The sequence below is a fragment of the Deltaproteobacteria bacterium genome, from assembly GCA_022340465.1.
Lineage (GTDB): Bacteria > Desulfobacterota > Desulfobacteria > Desulfobacterales > B30-G6 > JAJDNW01.
This window is the reverse complement of record JAJDNW010000022.1, coordinates 69,270-91,019: the sequence shown is the minus strand read 5'-3', so window position 1 is coordinate 91,019 and position 21,750 is coordinate 69,270. Positions and strand designations below refer to the sequence as shown.

General features: G+C 55.8%; 15 protein-coding genes. 11 read left to right on the top strand and 4 right to left on the bottom strand.

Annotation, left to right across the window (positions count from 1 at the left end):
* The first annotated feature begins 112 nt into the window (after positions 1-112).
* A complete protein-coding gene (locus LJE94_04015) occupies positions 113-3,091 on the top strand; it encodes a ChaN family lipoprotein (protein MCG6909275.1) in 2,979 nt (992 codons plus the stop codon).
* A 148-nt stretch (positions 3,092-3,239) separates the two neighbouring features.
* Here the strand turns inward: LJE94_04015 and LJE94_04010 are convergent, their stop codons facing one another.
* From LJE94_04010 to LJE94_04000, 3 genes are all read right to left on the bottom strand, one after another.
* Complete coding sequence (locus LJE94_04010) at positions 3,240-4,967, bottom strand: aldehyde ferredoxin oxidoreductase (GenBank protein MCG6909274.1); 1,728 nt, start codon at positions 4,965-4,967, stop codon at positions 3,240-3,242.
* Positions 4,968-5,337: 370 nt separating this feature from the next.
* On the bottom strand, positions 5,338-6,375 hold the full coding sequence (locus LJE94_04005; GenBank protein ID MCG6909273.1) for an alpha-ketoacid dehydrogenase subunit beta: 1,038 nt from the start codon (positions 6,373-6,375) through the stop codon (positions 5,338-5,340).
* 21 nt (positions 6,376-6,396) lie between these two features.
* Entirely contained in the window at positions 6,397-7,350 is a 954-nt protein-coding gene (locus LJE94_04000; GenBank protein MCG6909272.1) for a thiamine pyrophosphate-dependent dehydrogenase E1 component subunit alpha, read from the bottom strand.
* A 413-nt stretch (positions 7,351-7,763) separates the two neighbouring features.
* Between LJE94_04000 and LJE94_03995 the strand changes: the two genes are divergently transcribed.
* From LJE94_03995 to LJE94_03960, 8 genes are all read left to right on the top strand, one after another.
* Positions 7,764-10,925 carry a sigma 54-interacting transcriptional regulator gene (locus tag LJE94_03995; GenBank protein ID MCG6909271.1) on the top strand — a complete coding sequence of 1,054 codons (3,162 nt, stop codon included), beginning with the start codon at positions 7,764-7,766 and terminating at the stop codon, positions 10,923-10,925.
* Positions 10,926-11,285: 360 nt separating this feature from the next.
* Entirely contained in the window at positions 11,286-12,863 is a 1,578-nt protein-coding gene (locus LJE94_03990) for a long-chain-fatty-acid--CoA ligase (protein MCG6909270.1), read from the top strand.
* 36 nt (positions 12,864-12,899) lie between these two features.
* Entirely contained in the window at positions 12,900-14,123 is a 1,224-nt protein-coding gene (locus LJE94_03985; protein ID MCG6909269.1) for an ABC transporter substrate-binding protein, read from the top strand.
* 80 nt (positions 14,124-14,203) lie between these two features.
* Complete coding sequence (locus LJE94_03980) at positions 14,204-15,082, top strand: branched-chain amino acid ABC transporter permease (GenBank protein MCG6909268.1); 879 nt, start codon at positions 14,204-14,206, stop codon at positions 15,080-15,082.
* Positions 15,082-16,062 carry a branched-chain amino acid ABC transporter permease gene (locus LJE94_03975; protein ID MCG6909267.1) on the top strand — a complete coding sequence of 327 codons (981 nt, stop codon included), beginning with the start codon at positions 15,082-15,084 and terminating at the stop codon, positions 16,060-16,062. The genes LJE94_03980 and LJE94_03975 overlap by 1 nt, the downstream gene beginning before the upstream one ends.
* Positions 16,049-16,786 carry an ABC transporter ATP-binding protein gene (locus tag LJE94_03970; protein ID MCG6909266.1) on the top strand — a complete coding sequence of 246 codons (738 nt, stop codon included), beginning with the start codon at positions 16,049-16,051 and terminating at the stop codon, positions 16,784-16,786. The genes LJE94_03975 and LJE94_03970 overlap by 14 nt, the downstream gene beginning before the upstream one ends.
* Positions 16,786-17,484 (top strand): ABC transporter ATP-binding protein, encoded by a 699-nt coding sequence (locus LJE94_03965; GenBank protein MCG6909265.1) that lies wholly within the window; start codon positions 16,786-16,788, stop codon positions 17,482-17,484. Before LJE94_03970 ends, LJE94_03965 begins: the two co-directional genes overlap by 1 nt.
* A 9-nt stretch (positions 17,485-17,493) precedes the next feature.
* Positions 17,494-18,162, top strand: a complete 669-nt coding sequence (locus tag LJE94_03960) for an EthD family reductase (protein ID MCG6909264.1) — start codon at positions 17,494-17,496, stop codon at positions 18,160-18,162.
* An 86-nt stretch (positions 18,163-18,248) separates the two neighbouring features.
* Here LJE94_03960 and LJE94_03955 read toward each other — a convergent pair whose 3' ends face one another.
* Complete coding sequence (locus LJE94_03955; GenBank protein MCG6909263.1) at positions 18,249-18,452, bottom strand: hypothetical protein; 204 nt, start codon at positions 18,450-18,452, stop codon at positions 18,249-18,251.
* Between the two features lie 486 nt (positions 18,453-18,938).
* Between LJE94_03955 and LJE94_03950 the strand changes: the two genes are divergently transcribed.
* Both LJE94_03950 and LJE94_03945 read left to right on the top strand, forming a co-directional pair.
* Positions 18,939-19,361, top strand: coding sequence for a rhodanese-like domain-containing protein (locus LJE94_03950; GenBank protein ID MCG6909262.1), 423 nt, complete (start codon positions 18,939-18,941; stop codon positions 19,359-19,361).
* A gap of 118 nt (positions 19,362-19,479) precedes the next feature.
* Positions 19,480-21,654, top strand: a complete 2,175-nt coding sequence (locus LJE94_03945; GenBank protein MCG6909261.1) for a thioredoxin domain-containing protein — start codon at positions 19,480-19,482, stop codon at positions 21,652-21,654.
* Positions 21,655-21,750 lie beyond the last annotated feature (96 nt).

Sequence of the window (21,750 nt, the reverse complement as noted above, 5' to 3'; positions counted from 1 at the left end):
ATTGTTGAAATTTACGTTCACCGTACATACGTTAATGAACAGTTCAGATAAATCCCGAACATTCCGGAGACAACCACGTCTTCCCGTCATCGAGACAGGCAAAGGAGAGCGAATGCAGTTGTTCAAGATAATGGCGGTTTTCATAACCATGCTTTTCCCCGTTGCCGTTTGGGGAGCGGAAATCACGGTCGTACTCGACGTCACTATCGACCCGGCCGCCGGGCACCTCTCGGGGAATGCCCACCTTTATGGCGCACCTTCCGGTCAGGTGCGGCTGGCAGTAGACAACCTGGAAAACGTCACGGTCGATGGGAATGAGGTCACACCGGCGCCCGATGATACTGTCGTGGTGGCAACGGCTGTCGGTAAATCCACCGTGATCCGCTACGAAGCGGCCTTCGACGCAGCGGTCGGGCAGCGGTCCGGCAATTACATGGATGCACGCAACGTCTTCCTGATGGCGGGTTGGTATCCGGCACCCAGGGAAATGGCGCGGTATACGCTCTCTGTGACCCTGCCGGAGGGGTTTGCAGCGGTGTCGGAAGCCGAAAGCGTGACAACCGCCTCAGCCGGAGGGCTGACCACGCACCTCTTTCGTTTCGACCACCCCCTGGACGGATTGCACCTGGCCGCGTCCGCAAATTATGTCGTCAACAAGGCCGAGCACGACGGCATTTCCATCGAGACCTATTTCTTCGAGAAGGACGCTGCCCTGGCAGACACCTACATCGACGCCACCAGGCAGTACCTCGATTTTTATAACAGCACCCTTACCCCCTATCCCTACCGGCGGTTCGCCATCGTGGAAAACATGCTGCCCACCGGTTATTCCATGCCCACCTTCACCCTGCTGGGAAAACAGGTGGTAAAGCTCCCTTTTATCGTCAAAACCTCCCTGGCCCATGAAATTGTGCACCAGTGGTTCGGCAACTACGTGTACATCGATCATAGCCAAGGCAACTGGGCCGAGGGGTTGACCACCTATCTGTCCGATTATCTCCTCGAGGAAAAAAAGGGTAGCGGCGAGGCCTACCGCAAACGGGTTCTTGTGGAATACGACGCTTACGTCCACGACGACAATGCCATGGCCGTACGCGATTTCCACTTTCGCGGGAACAAGGCGCAGGCGGCGGTCGGCTACGGCAGGGCCGCCATGTTTTTCCACGGGCTGCGCAAGCGTTACGGCGATGGCCTGTTCTTGGATGCCCTCAAAGACGTCATCCGCAGCAACCGCTTTAGGGCCGCCTCCTGGACCGACATCCGCAAATCTTTTGAAAAGAGATCCGGCGATACGCTTGCCGGCTATTTCAGCGCCTGGCTCGAACGGCCTGATATTCCCGTGCTGTCCGTATCCAAAGGCGGCGTGGAAATCAGGAACGGCGCCCCGGTACTTTCCTTTACCCTGCAGCAGCACACCGCACCTTTCCCGTTGAAGGTTCCCATTCAGGTCTACACGCAAACCGGCGTCGAGACCACGGCGGTCACCATGGACAAAAAACAGCAGGATTTCAGCCTGCGGTTGGAGGGACTGCCCGCAAAGGTCGTCCTCGATCAGGGAAATGACCTCATGCGGCGTCTCACGCCCGCGGAAATGCCCCCCGTGCTGGCTCACATCATGGGAAGTGACGAACTTGTCTTCGTAGTCGCCGCGGACAAGCTGCCCGTGTATCAACCACTCGTGCGCGCGCTGGGGAATCCGCACATCACCACGGTGGCACCCGATGCGCTCTCCTATGCCCGGCTAAAGGAACACTCGCTGGTTGTCTGCGGCCACGACAACCCCCTGGCAGCCTCCCTTTTCGGAAAAACGGCACACCCGGCGGACACCGGTTTGAGCCTGCAGGTCTTCAAGAATCCCTTCAGCCAATACAAACGGATACTCGTGGTGCACGCCGCCGGCAAAAAGGAAACCCTGGCTGTCATGAACAACCTGCACCATTACGGCCAATACAGCCGGCTGACCTTCCAAGGGGGCAGGGTCGTTGTAAAAAAAACCGATGAAAGCGCAAGCGGGATTGTAATACACCGGCAGCCTACCACCTTCGCGCTGAGGCCGGACCGGGAACCAACCTTGGGGCAGATTCTGGACCGGCTGACGGCAAGTCGCGTGGTGTACGTGGGCGAGCGGCACGATCGCCATGCCCACCATATGAACCAGCTGGAAATCATCCGTCACCTGTATGCCGCCGGGGTGGACCTGGCCGTGGGTATGGAGATGTTTCATCAGCCTTTTCAAGACGCCGTGAACAGGTACCTGGAAAACCGCACGGACGAACGCACCTTTCTGCGTGAATCCGGCTACTACCGGGAGTGGGGCTATGACTACGGCCTTTACAAACCCATCGTCGACTTTCTGAAAGAAAACCACATCCCCCTGGTGGCCCTGAACATACCCGGCGAGGTCAGCAAAAAAGTCGCCCGGGAGGGAATCGAGAGTCTGGACGACGATCAGCGGGCCTGGATACCCGCCGGCCTAGACTTTTCCAACCAGGACTACCGCAGGGATCTCAAGCAGGTATATGACCTGCACGGCCGGCAGGACGGCATTAACAACTTCGACACCTTTCTCCAGGCCCAGGTCCTCTGGGACGAAGGCATGGCGGACAGGGCGTATCGCTACCTCGAGGGGCACCCCCGGCGCACCTTGGTCGTTCTGGCCGGCAACGGTCACCTCCGGCATGGCTACGGCATTCCCCAAAGGCTTCACCGGAGGCTGGACGCACCCTTCACCGTCATTGTTCAGGACGAACCTCTGGAGGCGGGCATTGCCGACTATGTTCTCGTAACGAGCGACGTTAAAGGGAAAGAGGCACCCAAACTCGGTGTCACGGTGGCCGAAAAGGCGCAGGGGCTGACCATCACCGGCATCAGCAAAAACAGCCCCGCCGAAAAAGCGGGTCTCGAAAAGGGAGATTTGATCCGATCATTAGACGAACAGCCTGTCGAAAACCTGGCCGATCTGCGGCTGGTCCTCTTTTACTGTCAAAAGGATCAGACGACCTCTATTCAGGTTGAGAGGGGGGAACAGATGGTCGCAACGGAGATCACCCTGTTCGAATTCAATGCCTTCAGCATGCACGGGGGGAAATAGGTCTTGCCGGTGCCGAACACACACACCTGTACAGCGTCAATCGGGTTTTTCATTGTTGAACCCTTCAGCTGCCAATACCAGCCGATTGGCCGTATCATTCTATAATCGCTTCTAAATGCATGAAGGAAATAGTACCTAACGACCAAATTTAATTGTCTTCCATCAATTCACTGAATGTGCTTTCCAGGTCAGCCGCACTGATGGGAAACACGTAATCGTTGGGACTCAATTTTTCCTCGTAGAAAAACGCCGGCAAACGGTCGTCTTCATGGCTAAAGCCGGCCTTCCGGTTGAATGCCATCTCGGCCTTCAGCACCTGCATGCCCAGTGCCGCATAGGCCTGAGCATCGAATGGACGGCCCAGCAACATGCCGATCATTTTATAAAATGCCTCGCCGGCTTCACCACCGATGGCGCCCCCGGCCAGAAGACACATGCCTGTACAGTCAAGGGCGGCCATACCCACCTGTGCCTGGCGGCTGGCTTTTACCTGGGCCTGACGATCATCGTGCTCCAGCACTCCGGCCAGATACGAACCCACTAGATTGCCGGCCGTATGATCCGCCCCCATGGGCGACGTGGCATAGGTGACGCCGTTGGCAGGCATGGCCCGCGGGTCATAGGCCGCAATGCTCTGGTTCTTGACAACCGGCACACGGTGATGATTCAGGTGCCTCCCCACAGCTGCTGGGCCTTCGCCCAACACCCTGCCGAATTCGGTTCCGGATGCGATCTCCGCCATCATGTCCAGGGCGGCTCTTTTGTCGCCAAAGGCTTTATGGCCGGCATCCATGGCCACACCCATGGCCACGCCCGTGTTGATGCTGTCCAGACCGATATCATCCGCCAGAAAGTCGAGGCGGGCAATGGTGTCCAGATCATCGATGCCGGTCATACCGCCCATGGACCAGATGGTTTCATACTCCAGGGATGAGGTCATGTAGGCACCGGCTTCATCCACATATTCATTGGAGCAGTGGATGATGCACTGGGAGCAGCCCATGTGGCTGGTCTTGCCACCCCTCGCCTTAATGGTCTCCGCCATGGCCTCGCCGGTGATCTTTTCCCAGCCGTCCATGATCCCTTTGGTGGCATTGTAGCAGGGAAACCCGCCCACCGAGTTGACCGCGCCTACCAGGCCGGCGGTACCGACTTCCCGCAGGGTTTTCCCGGAGAAGGGATTTTTTTTCACCGCCGCGGCAAACACCATGGCCGCCGCCTTGAAGGCGTCGGGATCCTCCACCTTTTTTTTCACCTTTACCCGGGTATCCACAACAACAGCCTTCAACCCCTTGGCCCCCATGACGGCTCCCAGACCGCCCCGGCCGGCGGCCCTGCAGGGGCGGCCATCCACATCCGTTGTTTGAATGGAGGCGGAGGCCATCTTGAACTCACCGGCCGGGCCGATGCACATGATCCCGTTTTGATCCCCGTAAGTGTCCACGAGTTGATTCGCCAAGGCATAGGTGCGCAAGCCTTTACAACCATCAGCCGACTCAAGGGAGACATCACCGTCGGGACCGATGCGTAAAACATACAAGGCGCCTTCAGGCGCCGCACCGGTGACGACAATCGCATCGATGCCCATTTTGCCCAGGGCGGCCGCGACCGTTCCACCGGCATTGCTCTCCTTGATGCCGCCGGTCAGGGGGCTTTTGGCCCCGATGGAAATTCGGCTCGTGTTCACCAGCGGCGTACCACTCAAAAGCCCCGGGGCAAATACGAGCATATTTTCAGGTCCCAGCGGGTCGCACGCAGGCGGAACCTCATTGTTGATCATCGTGGACGTCAATCCCCTGCCGCCCAGATGCTTGTATTCGGCCGGCGTTGCCTCGACCACTGTCACCCCTTCGCTCATGTTTGCCTTTATGAACATTTAATTTCCCCCTTTCATAGTAGCGGACATCTAAAGATCACTTTTTCGGCACAATCTCTGCCTCGGTTCAAATTCAACGCCTCTACATACTTCTGTATTTCTTCAGGTTGAAACTCGAATACACTTTGTTCATGAACCAAACTCTTATTTTGAGGATGCTCGCATGTAAGCTTATGTAATCAAGTGTGCCGACGAGGTTTGAAGAAATGTTAAGCCAGGCTGCCCCCATCAACGGTGATCGTTGTACCCGTCGTAAAGGAAGCGGCAAAGGAAACGGGCGAGTCTTGGCAATCGTTTAGAAAACAGAAAGCGCTGCCCCAACACCGGACGCCTCAGTAGAGCTTGCGATACCCTAAACGGATTTCAGGGGTCAAGCCGCCACCATTTCCCTGACAGCCTTTAAGATCTTTTCCGTTGTGGGCAGAACCGTATCTTCGAGAGACGGCTCGAAGGGAACCGGAACACCGGGATTTCCCAAACGGCGGGGAGGCGCTTTGAGGTCCTGAAAAATATTTTCCGAAACCAGCGCGATGATTTCCCCCTGCATGCCGCAGGTTAGATAAGCCTCATCGACGACGAGAAGACGGCCTGTTTTTTTCACTGATTTAAGGATGGACCCTGTGTCGAGGGGTACCAGTGTGCGCGGGTCGATAACCTCGACAAAAATATTTTCTTTTGCCAGTAAATCAGCCGCTTCCAGTGCGTAGTGAACCATGACCAGGGTGGCAACAATGGTAATGTCGCTTCCCTCCCTTCTAACGGCGGATTGGCCGAAAGGGATCAAATAATCCTCGTCCTTGAATTCGTCAGGCACCGGCCAGCGGGTTCGATACAGCGCCTTGTGTTCGAAAAACAGGACGGGATTGTCGTCCCTGATGGCTGATTTCATCAAGCCCTTGGCGTCCAGGGCGGTTGACGGCAGCGCCACCTTGATACCCGGGGCGTGGGCAAACCACGAATATAGGGATTGAGAGTGCTGGGAGCCGCAGCGCTGCCCGCCCCCGCACGGAAGACGGACCACGATGGGGACACTGACCTGGCCGCCGGTCAGGTAGCGCAGCATGGCGGCCTGGTGGGTCAACTGATCGATGGCCACGGACATGAAATCCCCGAATTGAAACTCCATAATGGCGCGCATGCCTCCCAGTCCGGCCCCGATGGCGGCCCCCAGTACAGCGACTTCCGAGCAGGGCGTGTCGCGCAGACGCTCGGGTCCGAACTCCTTCACGAGGCCCGCGGTGACGCCGAAAGGCGATGCGCCGGCTATGTCTTCGCCCATCTGGAACACGTTTTCATCGCGACGCATTTCCTCCCGCATGGCTTCCTTGATGGCGCCCCTGAAATTGGGCCATTCACGCTTTTCAGGGCTTATTTTCCCTTCCGAACGAAACAGTCTTCTATCGATCATGACCAGACACCTTTCCCATGGTTACGCCCACAGATCTTCAAATGCCTCTCCCGATGCAGGCGGGGGGCTTTGTCTTGCAAACGCAACGGCCGCCTGCACCTCTTGTTTTATGCCTGCCTCCATCGCGGAAAAACTGCCGGCATCCAGCAGCCCTTCGCTCTGCAACTTGTTCCCGAAACCACGGATCGGGCATTGTTCCCAGGCGGATTCGACTTCTTCTTTAGAGCGGTATCGCTGCGGATCATGCACCAGGTGCCCGCTCAATCGATTGGTGATCGCCTCGATGAACGACGGGCCGTCTCCGGAACGCGCCCGTTTCACCGCTTTGGAAACCGTTTCGTAAACGGCGACAGGGTCGTTGCCGTCCACCCATTCACCCGGCATGCCGTATCCCGCCGCACGATCGGATATGTGGGTCGTGTTGATCTGCCGGGAAACGGGAAGCGAAATGCAGTAGCCGTTATTCTCACAGAGCATGATCAGCGGCAGGTTCCAGATGGCGGCCAGATTCGCCGTTTCGTGAACAGCGCCCTCGTTGCTGGCGCCGTCGCCGAAGAAACACAGGGAAACCCGGTCACTGCCCTTCATTTTGTGGGCCAGCGCCATGCCCCCGGCCACCGGTACCTGTCCGGCAACGATGCCGCCCATGCCCACCACGCCGCGGCTGAAGTCGGATACATGGTAGGACTTCCCCTTGTTGTAGCCCGCTTCTCGGCAGTACAACTCCGCCATGATTCTTTGGGGGTCCAGCCCCATGGCAACCTGCGGGGCCTGGCCACGATGGGTGGTGAAGACAAAGTCTCCTTTCTCCAGCGCCATGCACGCGCCTACCGACACGGCCTCCTGACCGGTACTCAGCGAAGGGGGGATACCGTCTATTTCCTCGTTTAAATAGGCGTCGCCCCATGCGTTTTCCAGGTGACGGATCATGAGCATTTTCCGCATCATCTCAATTTTCAGGTCGTTGTTGATCATCGATCGCCTCTCCTGTTGAAACGGGACCGTATTGCCGCCCTTCCAAAAAAAAGATTGCCGTTAGCAATATATGTCGATGCAAACGTCATGCCCAATTAAAGTAAATGGCAATATTCTCTTTATATCAACAGGTTGCAGATAAAATCATTTTTAACAACGGCCAATACCGCCGAAAATAACCATATATTGTTATTTATAACCATATTTGGTGATATATATATTTGACAAAAGGTCCTTTTCATGGTTGAACGGTGACGTTCAAACGTTCACGTCTGTACGTAAATATCCGCTCCCGGCACTGAAGCCGGAGAGGCTTCTATAGCGATGGCGCTTGGAAAAAATCTTCAGCCATCCTTTCTCGCTACTCTGTATCGCAACATAATGATGACGCCTGTTGTCAAAATGGGGTGACTGTGAACGCGTCCGTCATGCCGTCCAAATCTCCAAAAAATACGTATGAATTTTTCATTTCCGTCGCCGCCCTTTTCGAAGGCAGTTTTTCGATCGACTGGGTGCAGGAGCTCACCCAAAGCAAGGCGTCAGCGGTGCTTCAGGCTTTTGAAAAAGCGTCTCAGCAGGGGTTAATGCAGCGGGACCAAATCGGGTCCTTCACTTTCTCGGATTCACCCAAGCGCAGAGAATGGGCGGGTCAGTTAAAATCCTTTGAAAAAGAGAAAATGCATGGACAGATTGCCTCCATACTCACGGCTGAGCTGCCGGAAAGCGAGGCCAAGGCACTGCACATCGCAGCGCATCTCCTGCACATCCACAATGGCCTCAAAGGGTGCAAGCAGCTGATGGAAGCCGGAAATCATTACCAGTCGACATACCGAATCGAGGAAGCGATCCGGTGCTACCGCAAAATACTGGATGACCTGTCCGGTCGCTTCGAAGAAGGAACGGACCAGCTTTTTTGCGATGCCGCCATCAAATACTCGAAGCTGTCCACGGCCAAACACGACACCAAACGGGTGCTTTCCATCATCCAGGAAGCGATTATGCGCTCGAAAGCGCAGAAAAATTACCGGTACCTATCGATTCTGGAAATGCATTTTGCCAAAAACAAGTGGCTGCAGGCGCAGTACAAAAGCGCCTTGAAGCATTTCGAGCAGGCATGGACCATTGCCAGGGATTTGGATGACGAAAAAATTCTGCGTTCCGCCAAAACGTTCAACACCTTTTTTCTATACTGGCAGGGACGCTTCAAGGATGTTGTCGGCGAATACGAAAAATCCGTCTCCGATGTGGAAAAGTACCCTCAGGTGAAATTTCCCCTGCTGGCCGCCATGACCGTCGGGACTTGTTATGGGGAAATAGGGCAGGTAACCCAGGGTCTCGGCATGATCGACGCTGTCCGCAGCCTCTGTCTCGAGCGAGGGGACACCGGTATCGCAGCCCATTCCGGGACATGCATCGGGGCGATCCTGATGGATATCGGGCGTATCGACGAATCGCTGAGGCATCTTGAGCCCGCCGTGGAAGAAGCGCGAAAAGTCCACCGTGACTGGACGATGATCCAGGGTGAGCTGATGATGGCCTATGCCTATTATCTGAAGGATGAAGAGAAGCTATGCCTGGCGTACCTCCACAAATATTACCAGCACAGTCAACAGGTCAACGTATCCGTGCAGTCCTGGCCTTATCTTATGGAATTGTGCTGGGCCATGGAAAAAGGGCGGCTTGAGCCCCTCCCCGGCCTGTCGATCGAAAACGAAATCCGGAAAACCCTGGCGGGTGGAAATCTCTTTCTAAAAGGGGTCGCTTATCGCTTTAAAGCCATGCTGGAAAAAAAGACGGGAGTACCGCCCCTGAAAATTTTACAAATGCTCACCCGATCGATTGAGATGCTGGAGGCTTCGGGGCAGCGGATCGAATTGGCCAAAACGCGTTTTGAAGTGGCACGCGCCCATCTGTTGCTCGGCGATCGCAAACAAGGCCTCGAAGCGGCGGAAGCAGCTGCAAAACTTCTTTACGGCCTTAATGAATCCCTCATCCCGAATGATTTGAAACCCCTCTTGAAATCCTTTTCCCCCGATGACAACCTGCTTGAAGACATCCTTGAAATGAACCGTGGGTTGGCCGCTCTCAAAGACGGCAAGGACCGCATCCAGCACATCATGTCCACCGTAAACCGCATAACCGGTGCGGAAAGGGGGGCCATTTTTTTAGTGGAAAATGAGCCGAAAGGCCCTGCGTTATGCCTGCGGGCCTCTAAAAACTTGACTGCCGAGCAGGTGGAGCAACCGCCTTTCGAAGCGTCTTTGAAGATGATCGATGGGGTGGTTGCCAGCGGGAAAGGGCGGCTTTTGGGGCTGCCTCCCCGGAAGGAAGCCGCCGCCACGGATAAAAACGTTATCCGATCGCGAATATGTGTGCCGATCGTCGCACGCGATACTGTCATCGGTGCCCTCTATCACGACAACAGGATGCTGAACAACGCCTTTCACGCGTCTCAACTGGAACTGCTGCCCTGTTTTGCGACACTGGCCGCACTCACCCTGGAGAATATCGGCGCCGAAGAAAAAAATCACGTGTTGAACGAAAAACTCCGTGAACTGAGATGTTATTATGAAGAAAAAAATGAAGAGTGGGAAAACGCCCGATTAACGGGTTTTGTCGGTGAAAGCCCTCAAATCAAACACGTTCAGTCCCAGGTTGCTCAGGTTGCCCAGTCCGAAGCCACGGTGCTGATTCTTGGCGAGACGGGGGTCGGCAAAGAACTGGTGGCCAAAGCCATCCACATGCATTCTGCGCGTCGGCACAAGCCGTTCATCGCGGCAAACTGCGCTTCGCTTCCGGAGAGTCTGATTCACAGCGAACTGTTCGGTCACGAAAAAGGGGCTTTTACCGGCGCAAACAAACAGCGCATCGGCAGGTTTGAGAAGGCTGACCAAGGGACCCTCTTTCTGGACGAAATCGGTGACCTTCCATTGGATATACAGGTCCGGCTGCTCAGGGCTCTCGAGACCAAGGCGTTTGAAAGGGTGGGCGGAGCCGACACCATTCGCTCCGACTTTCGCCTCATAACAGCCACGAACCGCAATCTGGAAGACGCGCTCAAACAGAAGCGCTTTCGCGACGATCTCTTTTACCGCATCAACGTGTATCGCATTACCATCCCCCCCTTGAGGGAACGCAGGCAGGATATCCCGCTTCTCGTCAATCATTTCTTGAAAATCGAGTCGGCAAACAGGGGCAGGAAACTGCCTCGCATTCCCGAAAAGGAAATGCTGGTCCTGACACAATACGATTGGCCCGGCAATGTTCGTGAACTCAGCAATGTCATTCAGCGCTGGGCGATTTCAAGTGGTGACGCAGACGCGAAAATCGTATCGTTTTTGGATGCCGGCGCGGGCATGTCCACGCCCCCGCAGGCTACGATAACCTTGAAAGAAAACGAGCGCCGCCACATCCTGTGGGCCCTGGACAGAACCGGGGGGAAGATACACGGGCCGGACGGGGCGGCCAAGCTCCTGGATATCCATCCCAACACCCTTGCTTTCAGAATCAAAAAGCTGGAGATCAAGCGTCCCGCTTCCGTAAAAAAAAATCGTGCCCGACGGGTTCGATCCTGATTGTATTCCCAAAACCCGCAACCACCACCTCTACCGATTGCCACAAGCCTGTTCCGGTTGAAACTTGGCAAAAAGGCGGCGCCCGCATCGAAATATTTTTCCGACAACCACTCTGGATACCCACCGTTAAGGTAATCATCGGGAAAGGGGATCGATCCCCCCGGCATCAACCGAAGGCCGTCAACGTATCACCATATTTGGTTAGCAATAACGATATGTTGTTATTTATGGCCCCGCCGGCGATTTACGCGCATGGTTTTCATGTTTAACTATTTGAGTTAACATGATATTTTTATAAGAATGGGTCAGGCACGACATTTGCATTAATGGTAGAATACCCTAAAATCAGGAGAAAGCGGAATGAATCTACCCTTGACGCCAATACGTTTTCTGGAACGGACGCTGAAACTTTATGGGGGAAAAACCGGTGTGATCTGCGGAGAGAGACGCTTCAGCTACCACGAATTCGGCGAACGCGTCAACCGGCTTTCCAATGCCCTCACCGGGCTGGATATCGCCAAAGGCGACCGGGTGTCCTATCTCGGCTACAACTGCCACCGCCTTCTGGAAGCTTTTTTCGGCATTCCCCAGATCGGCGCTATCCTGCAACCCCTTAACATCCGTTTGCTGCCGGCCGATTTTGATTACATCCTCAATGAATCCAAACCGCGAATCCTTTTTCTCGACCGGGATTTCCTTGCCCAGATCGACTCGATCCGCTACCGGATCCCATCGGTGGAAAAATTCATCCTCTTAGGCAAAGGCGGCGACCTTCCGGACTGGATCCAAGGTACCTATGACCAACTGTTGGCCGACGCATCGCCCGAGGTTCCCTACCCGCCGGGTGCTTACCCTTTCGACGAAGACGACGTCGCCGAAATATTTTACACCTCCGGCACCACAGGCAAGCCCAAAGGTGTCATGCTGACCCACCGCAATCTCTTTATGCACGCCATGGCGCTGCTGGCTTCAGAATCCATGGACGAAACCGACATCCAGATCCACATGATACCCCTTTTCCACGTAAACGGCTGGGGTACCCCGCATTACCTGACCGCCGTGGGGGGCTGCCACGTGATGGTCCAGCGCTTCGATCCCCAGGAAACCATGGAAATCATCCAAAGGGAGAGGGTCACACGATTTTACCTCATTCCCACGATGATCAACGCGATCATGGCCGTTTCCAACTTCTCCGGCTATGACGTCTCCAGCGTCAGAAGAATTCTGGTGGGTGGCGCGCCGCCGCCCACCGGCATGATCGCACAGGTCGAAAAGGCCTTCGGCTGTCTCACCTCGACCGCTTTCGGCATGACCGAGGCCTGCCCCTTGATCGCGTGGCCCGAACTGAGTCCTTACCTGGACGAGGAAACCCGGGATTACCGCACTAAACAAACCTGGGGTTTCCCCATGGTGGGTGTGGAATTCCGAATAGTGGACGCCATGGAAAAAGACCTCCCGTGGGACGGCGAAGCCGTCGGGGAGCTTCTCGTACGGGGAGACATGGTTATGAAGGGGTACTACCACAGCCCCGAGGAGACCGCTCGTGCCCTTGCAGGGGGCTGGTATCACACGGGCGACCTCTGCGCCATCGGTCCGGACGGTTCTCTTTTCGTCAAGGACCGGCAAAAAGACATCATCATCAGCGGCGGCGAAAACATCTCTTCCCTCGAGGTCGAAGCGGTGCTATACTCCCATCCGGATATCCTGGAATGCGCCGTCATCTCAAAGCCCGATCAGAAGTGGGGTGAAATCCCCTTTGCTTTCGTGGTCCCGAAACCGCATTCACAAATCACCCCCGATGAGGTCATTGACTTTGCCAGAAAACGCCTGGCCCATTTCAAAGCACCCAAGGAAGTAAGGATCATCAGCGAGTTTCCCAGAGGAGGAACGGGAAAGATTCTTAAAGCCGTGTTACGCGAGGAGCTTCGATCGGCCTAAAACAACCTAACTTTCATAGAACTGGAGGAGGACACCATGAGAAAATGCATTTTCATAAGTCTGTTTGCAGTCCTGATGGCGCTCGCATTGACCCTGCCCGTTCAGGCGGAACAGCCCATCAAGATCGGCTTTATTCACAGTCTCAGCGGCGGCGTGGGACAGGTCTACGGTATACCCGACCAGGCCGGGGTCAAAATCGCCGTGGAAGAAATCAATGCAGCCGGTGGTATTCTGGGCCGCAAGCTGGAATTGATATCAAGGGACGACAAACTGAAACCCGAGGTCGGCGTGCGCGAAGCCAAGGACCTGATCCTGAATGAGAAGGTGGATTGGCTTCAGGGGACTGTCAGCAGTGCCGTGGCCTTGGCGATATCGGCGTACTGCCGGGGTGAAAAGGTCATTTTTGTAGACACCGTCGGCCAGTCGGCAGCACTCACGGGGGAAAAGGGGCACCGCTACGTTTTTCGCGTGTCGACCAACACCACCACCTATGCCCGCTCCACAGCCAATGGAGCGGCCAAGTTCTGGGGCGGCAAGAAGGTTTTCATCATTGGCCCCGACTATGAGTACGGCCACCGCTGCAAAAAGGACTTCATGGAGGCCTACACCAAGCTGGTTCCCGGCGCGGAAGTGGTGGGCGAATTGTGGCCCAAACTCGGCACCAAGGATTACACCCCCTACATCACCAAGATCATGGCCACCAATCCGGACTTCGTCTACTGCTCGCTCTGGGGAGGCGACGTCATCGCCTTCACCAAAACGGCCTGGCCTTTTGGCTACTTTGACAAGATCAAACACTGCGGACAGGACTGGGGCAACATGGAAGGCCTGGCCAAGATGACCAAAAGCGCCTACCCCAAGAATGTTCTAGGCGGCAGCCATTATCCCTGGTGGCAGCTCGACAATGCCAAAAGCAAGGCCTTCTACCCGAAGTTTAAAAAAGTGACCGGTATGGATGCCGGTTTGGGAGCCGTCGCAGGCTATTCGGCCGTGTATGCCATGAAGCAGGCGATCGAAAAAGCCGGCGCCATGAACACCGAAAAAGTTGTCGATGCCCTGGAGGGATCCGTGATCGACTCGCCTGTCGGGGACCTGAAGATCCGGGCCTGTGACCACCAGGCCATGTGGCCCTTCTGGATCGGTACCGTCACGTTTACGGACGAATTTCCTTGGCCCCACGTAATCAATGCCGTGGCCATCGATCCTCCGGACGACGGTTACCGCAGCTGTGAAGCGATCAGGGCAGTCCGGGGCAACTAACCCATCACCCGGTTTCCGGTCCGGCAGTAAAAGCCGGCCGGAAACCACCCTATCGGGTAGACACACAACAAGATGCACGCATGAACCTGCAAGGAATCATCATACAATTATTGAGCGGCCTGAGTGTGGGCATGGTTATCTTTCTCATTGCCGTAGGCTTGTCGCTCATCTTCGGCACGCTGAAAGTGCTTAATCTGGCCCACGCGGCCTTCTATATGCTGGGCGCCTACCTCTGCTTCTGGGTCAGCTCCCTGATCGGCCAATCCATCGGGTCCTTTTGGGTGAGCCTGCTGATCGCCCCCTTACTGGTCGCGCTGTTCGGCGGTATCGTGGAGATGTTGCTGCTGAGAAAAATTTACGACCGTGAAGTGTTGGATCAGTTTCTTCTGACCTTCGCGTTGATTTTGATCATCGGCGACCTGTGCAAGCTGGCCTGGGGCGTCGACTACCACACGGTCGACACCCCGTGGCCTTTGAATGCACCGGTTATTTTCAAAGGCCTGATCTTTCCGCGCTACAATCTCTTCATCATTTTATTCGCCCCGCTGCTCTGGGCCGGACTGTGGTCATTGATCCACAAAACGCGTCTGGGAAGCATCATTCGGGCCGTCACCCATAACCGTGAGATGGCCAGTGCCCTGGGCGTGAATGTATCCTATGTCTACACCGGCGTCTTCATGCTGGGGTGCTGGCTGGCCGGATTGGGCGGGGCCCTGGTAGCACCCATGTCCGCGGTCATGCCGGGCATGGATGCCGTCGTCCTCATCGACTGCTTCATCATCGTGGTGGTCGGGGGGCTGGGCAGCCTTTCCGGCGCCTTTCTGGGTTCCGTCATTTTCGGGCTGGTCACGGCCTTCGGGATTCTCATAGCCCCGCGTCTGGCCATTGCCTTCGGATTTATTCTGATGATCGTCGTCCTGATTATTCGACCCTGGGGCCTGATGGGAAAACCTGAATAATGGAAGATAAAAAAAGTCAAGCGGTTAAATCAAAACCAATAGCCATCGGTATGGCCTTCGCCTTGCTGGCCATCTTGCCTCAGATTTTGGGTCCGGGCGACCTGAGTCTGGTCAACGAAATGCTCATTTTAGGGGTAGCGGCCAGCGGGCTAAATCTCATGATGGGATACGCCGGCATGGTCTCCTTCGGGCCGGCGGGTCTCTACGTCGTCGGGGCGTATACCATGGCACTGCTGCTGTTTTACACGGAGCTTCCCTTCGGCATCGCCCTAGTGGCGGCACCGGTCATAGCGGGGATTGTTTCCCTGGTGGTGGGCTGGTTCTGCGTGCGGCTCACCCACGTGTATTTTTCGCTGCTGACCCTGGCCTTTTCCCAGATTATCCACACGATTATTTTCGAGTGGTACGGATTCACCAAGGGGGACGACGGCATCGTAGATATTCGCGTCCCGGGATTCATCGACTCGATTACGAATTACTACTATTTCACCCTCATAATCGCGGGCATCAGCCTGGCGCTTATCTGGATGATTGTCAAATCACCCTTCGGCAAGACCCTGCAGGCAATCAGGGAAAACCCGGACCGGACCGAATTCATCGGCATTCATGTACGGAGTTATCAACTGGCGGCCTTTGTACTGTCCGGTGTTTTCCTGGGTGTTGCCGGGGCGTTATACTGTGGCTTCAGCCACTCCGTATTCCCCGATTTCGGCGATATCATGAAATCCACGGAAATACTGGTGGTCTGCCTTCTTGGGGGCATTTACCATTTTCTGGGCCCGATGGTCGGAGCCGTTGTATACATGTTTCTGGACAAGACCATATCCAGCTACACCGAATACTGGCCACTGGTTCTGGGTGTCGTCATTGTATTGCTGGTGATCTTTCTGCGGGGCGGTATCGTCGGGTTTGTCACCGAAAAGATCGCCATGGCAAAACAGCGCAAGACAGCTGAGGCGGAAGATTATGTTTCTAGTTGAAAACCTGTCGAAGTCCTTTGGCGGCCTCAATGCGGTCAGCAACGTCTCCTTTGAGCTGAAGCAGGGGGAACTTATTTCCATCATCGGTCCCAACGGTGCAGGAAAAACCACCCTGTTCAATCTGTTGACCGGTCACATCAAACCCGACCGGGGGAAAATCACCTTCAGGGGGAAAAATATCACGGGAAAAGCGCCCCACCAAATCTGCAGACAAGGTATTGGGAGATCTTTCCAAAGAACCAACATTTTTCCCCGGCTCAGCACATTTGACAACGTGCATGTGTCCCTCATGGCCTGGCGACGGAAAAGCCGGAATATCTTTAACAGGTCCGACAAGCTATTTGGAAAGGAGACCGTCGAAATTCTTGAAAAAATAGGCCTGGAGGACAAGCAGGAAACGACTGCGGGCCTGCTGGCGCACGGAGACCAGAGACTCTTGGAAATCGGTATTGCGCTCGCCACCCACCCGAAACTCGTCCTTCTGGACGAACCCACGGCCGGCATGAGTCCGGAGGAGTCGAACAAAAGTATCAAATTGGTTCAACGCCTGGTGCGTGAACAGGATTTGACGCTTCTTTTTATCGAACACGACATGAACATCGTTTTCGACATATCCGAAAGAATCCTGGTGATGCACATGGGCACGATCATGACGGAAGGTAATCCGGAAGAAGTCAGAGCCAATGACGAGGTACAGCGGATCTACCTTGCTGAGGAACAATAATGTTATTAGAACTCAAGGGCGTCAACACCTACTACGGGATAAGCCACATTTTATTCGATGTGAGCCTTGAGATCGATCGAGGCGAGGTGGTGTGCATTCTAGGCAGAAATGGCGTGGGCAAGACCTCGACCATGCGCTGTATCATGGGGCTGAACCCGAGCCGCACAGGGGACATTCTGTTCGACGGCAAATCCATTCGCAAAAAGCGACCCTTTGAAATTGCCCGTATGGGAATCGGCTATGTGCCTGAAGAACGGGCCATCTTTCCGGACCTCACCGTGCGGGAAAACCTGGAAATGGGACTGAGCAGCGGCAGAAAAGGCCCCTGGACATTCGACAGGGTTTGCGAAATGTTCCCCATCCTGGCAAACCGGATTTCACAGGAAGGCGGCACGCTTTCGGGAGGGGAGCAGCAGATGCTCACCATTGCTCGGACCCTCATGGGAAACCCCAAGCTGCTCCTTCTGGACGAGCCATCGGAAGGACTGTCGCCCCTCATCGTCAAGGAACTGGAAGCCCAGGTGCGCACCTTGAGAGACGAAGGCATGCCCATACTGCTTTCCGAACAAAACTCAGGCTTCGTGATGAGACTCTCGGACCGGGCCTACATCCTGGAAAAAGGGACGATTCGCTGGAAGGGGGATACGGATACGCTGAACCAGAACCCGGACATTTTGCAAACCTATCTGGGCGTTTGAGGAGAAATCATGATCAAGGCGGTTTTTGTTATGCATCGCAAACCCGGACAGGATGTGGAGGAATTCCAAAATTACTGGCGCACCGCCCATGGAGATCTTGTCCGGAAGATACCGGGCCTCAGGCGCTACACGCAATGCCACACCCTGCTGTCGGGCTATGGAAGGCCGGTCCCGCCGCCCGCCGATGGGGTCGAAGAGCTCTGTTTCGATTCCCCGGCGGCCCTCGAGGCCCTGGAAACCTCTGCCGAGGGACGGTCGGCCGCCGCGGATCTGGAAACGTTTACGGATACGTCGCGGGTAATCCGCATCCTCACCGAAGAGATCGTCGTAAAGGAAGGGGCGACGCACGCCGATATGGTCAAGAATATCGAATTCGTGACGCGGAAGACCGGCATGCCGCTGGAGGCGTTCCGGAAATACTGGAAAGACGTTCACGGACCCATTGCGGCCAGGATCGAAGTGATCAGACGGTATGTCCAGTCCCGAGTCCTGATGAGCGAGTACGGGAAATCGCCGCGGCCTGCCTATGACGGTGTGGCGGAGACGTGGTTCGACAACACGGCCGCCATGCGCCACTCGGCAACGACACCTGAATATGCCGCTCACCATGCCGACATGCGCAACTTTCTCCCCGGAGCATTGCCCTTTATCATAACGAGGGCGATACATGTGATATAGAATCACTTCCAAGCAATCAGTTGAGGGAAAGCATTCACCTCACCGTTGCAGACGGTGGGTCTACCACGGCGTTGCAACGGTTGGGGTTACATTATCGAGGACACAAACCCGTCGACTTCGCTCGGGTATTTCCGTTTCTCCACTGGATCCAGAAAGGACGCCTGAAACGCATTGCGGGTATCGGCAATGGATTCGAATGGAATCGCTATACCGTTTTTGGCGGCAAGCTGCATCATCCGTTCCGGTTCGAGCGTTCCCTCGATATGGACGTGCGGTTCCGCCCTCTTCATCCCTGCCGCTGCCTGTGGCGAACAAAATCTCTATCAAAGCATCCTCCTTTTGACGGGAGGTTTGGCGTCGATTGATTCCCACCATGTTGCACCTCTTTGGGGTATGGTATGCTCCAGCCTCTTAACCCGCCGGAGTTGCTAAAAATACCATTCCTAACGGTAACACGGTAATATGAATTCGGGCTCACCGGTGAGATGCATGAAAAATTTCAGCCGCAAGGGGGATACGTCGGTAGCTGTTCAGCAGAAAACATCGGAGACGCCTCTTTTTCTTGACGGTTCGATCCGGCGGAAGGTGTTGTCATGCATAGAATAAGGCCGGTTCCCCAAAATTAAAGAATCCTGCCCCAGAGGACAAGGTTTTACATACTGGAATAAGGGGGTGTCTATAATTAGCGATCTCTGCAAACGGGAAGGGTCCTCGAAAAATCATACGCGGGTTTTCAATCCGATTGACAATACTACATTGTGGTATTATTTTTCGTCATGAAAAAATCAGCGACATACCGAAACATCGGGTTGGCAATCGCCCTCATGCTGTTGGTGCCGTTGGCTTGTCCGGCCGCCGGGGTATCATCCATTGAAAACATCAGCGCCAGTGCATCGGCCAACCTGATCGCACAAAACCGGGACAACCCCGATTTTATGATCCTGGACATCCGCACGCCCAGCGAGTTCGAGGCCGGACACATCGCCGGTGCCCGCATGCTGGACTTCTACTCTCAGTCCTTTGTCGACGATTTCAAGAAACTTGACCGCAACAAGACCTATCTCATATATTGCCGCAGCGGCAGCCGGAGCGGCCGGCTGATGCAGGCTATCGACAACCTGGGGTTTAAAAAAATATTCAACATGGAGCGCGGACTGAAGGACTGGGTCGGTCAGGGGTATGCGCTCGTCAAGCCTTGACCTCACCGTTGCAACGTTGAGGTTGATTCCATCGCGAAATCTCGCAAAAGCGAAAACATGAAAACCGGCTTTTTTCATGTTTTCGCTTTTGCATGTTTTTCTATCGCAAGGAGCGACCATGAATCTGTCCGAACAGTATGAAAAAATGAGAAGGCAGCGGGGACCCGGCTACAGACCGCACACACGCCACATCGACCGGGACGGCTGGGCCAGGTACACCAACCGGCTCTTCCTGGAGCCCAGCCCCTATCTGCTTCAGCACGCCCACAATCCGGTAGACTGGTATCCCTGGGGCGACGAGGCCTTTGAAACGGCCCGGAGAAAAAACCGGCCGGTGCTGCTCTCGGTGGGTTACTCCACCTGCCACTGGTGCCACGTCATGGAAGAGGAGTCCTTCGAGGACGAAGAGATCGCCGGGGTCATCAACGACAACTACGTCGCCATCAAGGTGGACCGGGAAGAACGGCCCGATGTGGACGCCGTCTACATGGCTGCCGTGCAGGCCTTGACGGGCGGCGGCGGCTGGCCCATGACCGTTTGGCTGACGCCCGATAAGAAGCCCTTTTACGCCGGCACCTATTTCCCCGCCAGGGACGGCGACCGCGGCGGCAGCGTCGGTTTCCTGACCCTGTTGCAAAAAATCAGCGAAAGCTTTGCCGGTCGCCGGGATATCGTGGAAAAGACGAGCGAACAGCTGACCAGCGCCGTTCGTCGCATGGTGCGCCCGGAAACCGGCAGCGGCCTGCCGGGCGACGACATCCTGCAACAGGCCGTGTACACCTTCCGGAATCGTTTCGACCACCTGGAAGGCGGCCTCCAGGGCGCGCCGAAATTTCCCAGCACCCTCTCGTCGAGACTGCTCTTCCGCTTCGAGCGCCGCAACCCGGGGGCCGGGGTGCTGGACATGGCCAGATTGTCATTGGACAAGATGGCCGACGGCGGGATATACGACCACGTCGGGGGCGGATTCCACCGCTATTCAACGGACGCCCGCTGGCTCGTTCCCCACTTTGAAAAAATGCTTTACGACAACGCCCTGTTGGTCATGGACTACATCGAAGGCTACCAGGTTTTCGGTGACGAACGCTACCGGCGTGTCGCCGGGGAAACCCTCGATTATGTGCGGCATGACATGACGTCCCCCGAAGGTGCTTTTTACGCTGCCACCGATGCGGACAGCCTCACCCCGGAAGGGCGCCGGGAGGAAGGATATTTTTTCACCTGGACCCCCGAGGAGCTGGAAGCGGTCCTGGGCAAGGAGCTCGCATCCGTGGCCAGAGCCTATTACGCCGTCGGCCCCGCCCCCAATTTCGAGGGCCGTCACATCCTGCACCGGCAGGCCTCCGTCGAAGCGGTTGCCGAACGCCTCGGCATCAGTGAAAAAAAGCTGGTCGAAGCCGTTGTGGAAATAAGGACACGGTTGAAAGCGGCAAGAGAGGTCCGGCCGTCTCCCGGCAGGGACGAGAAAGTACTGGTCGCCTGGAACGGCCTGATGATATCGGCGTTTGCCCGGGCCGGCTTCACCCTGCACCACGATGCCTATATCCGGTCGGCGGTGGACGCCGCCGGCTTCATCGTCGACCACATGCAGGTGGAGGGACGGCTCTACCGCAGCTACCAGGAGGGCCGGATTCGCCATTTAGCCTACCTGGACGACTACGCCTTTTTCACGGCATCTCTGCTGGACCTCTACGAAGCCACCGGCGACCTCGGGTGGTTTGCAAGGGCACGCGAACTTGAAAATGTTCTGGCCGAACACTATGAAGACCGGGAGGCGGGCGGTTTTTTCATGACCGGCGACAACCAGGAAACCCTGATCGCCAGGGAAAAACCCAATTTCGACGGAGCAATGCCCTCCGGCAATGCGGTCGCCGTGATGAACCTGCTGCGTCTGGCCGCCTTTACGTCGGACCCGTCCTACACCGCCAGGGCCGACAAGGCGTTCAAGTCGCTCTCCGGCCTGCTTGCCGCCAATCCCACCGGTTTTGCCGCGTTGCTGACGGCGCTGGATTTCCGCCTGGATCAGCCCAGGGAGATCATCATCGTCACCCCTGAAGGCCGGCCGGACCTGGCCGAGCCTTTTCTCGGGGTCCTGAGAAAACAGTTCACTCCCAACCGGGTATTGACCGTGGTGGAGGATGGCAAAAAGCGCAACGCCGTGGAAGCCGCCGTCCCAATTGTCCGCAACCGCCCGCTGCTGGAGGGAAAAGCGACGGCTTACGTGTGTGTAGGCAACGCCTGCAAACTACCAACCACGGATCCGAAAGCGTTTGGCGGACAACTGAAACCTTAGGACCATCTCACAAACAGTTAAAAGACAGACAGGCCAAGGTCAGGACTTTACTTGACAGCATGGTATTGCAGGCTCTCAGGGGAGACTTATTGCATT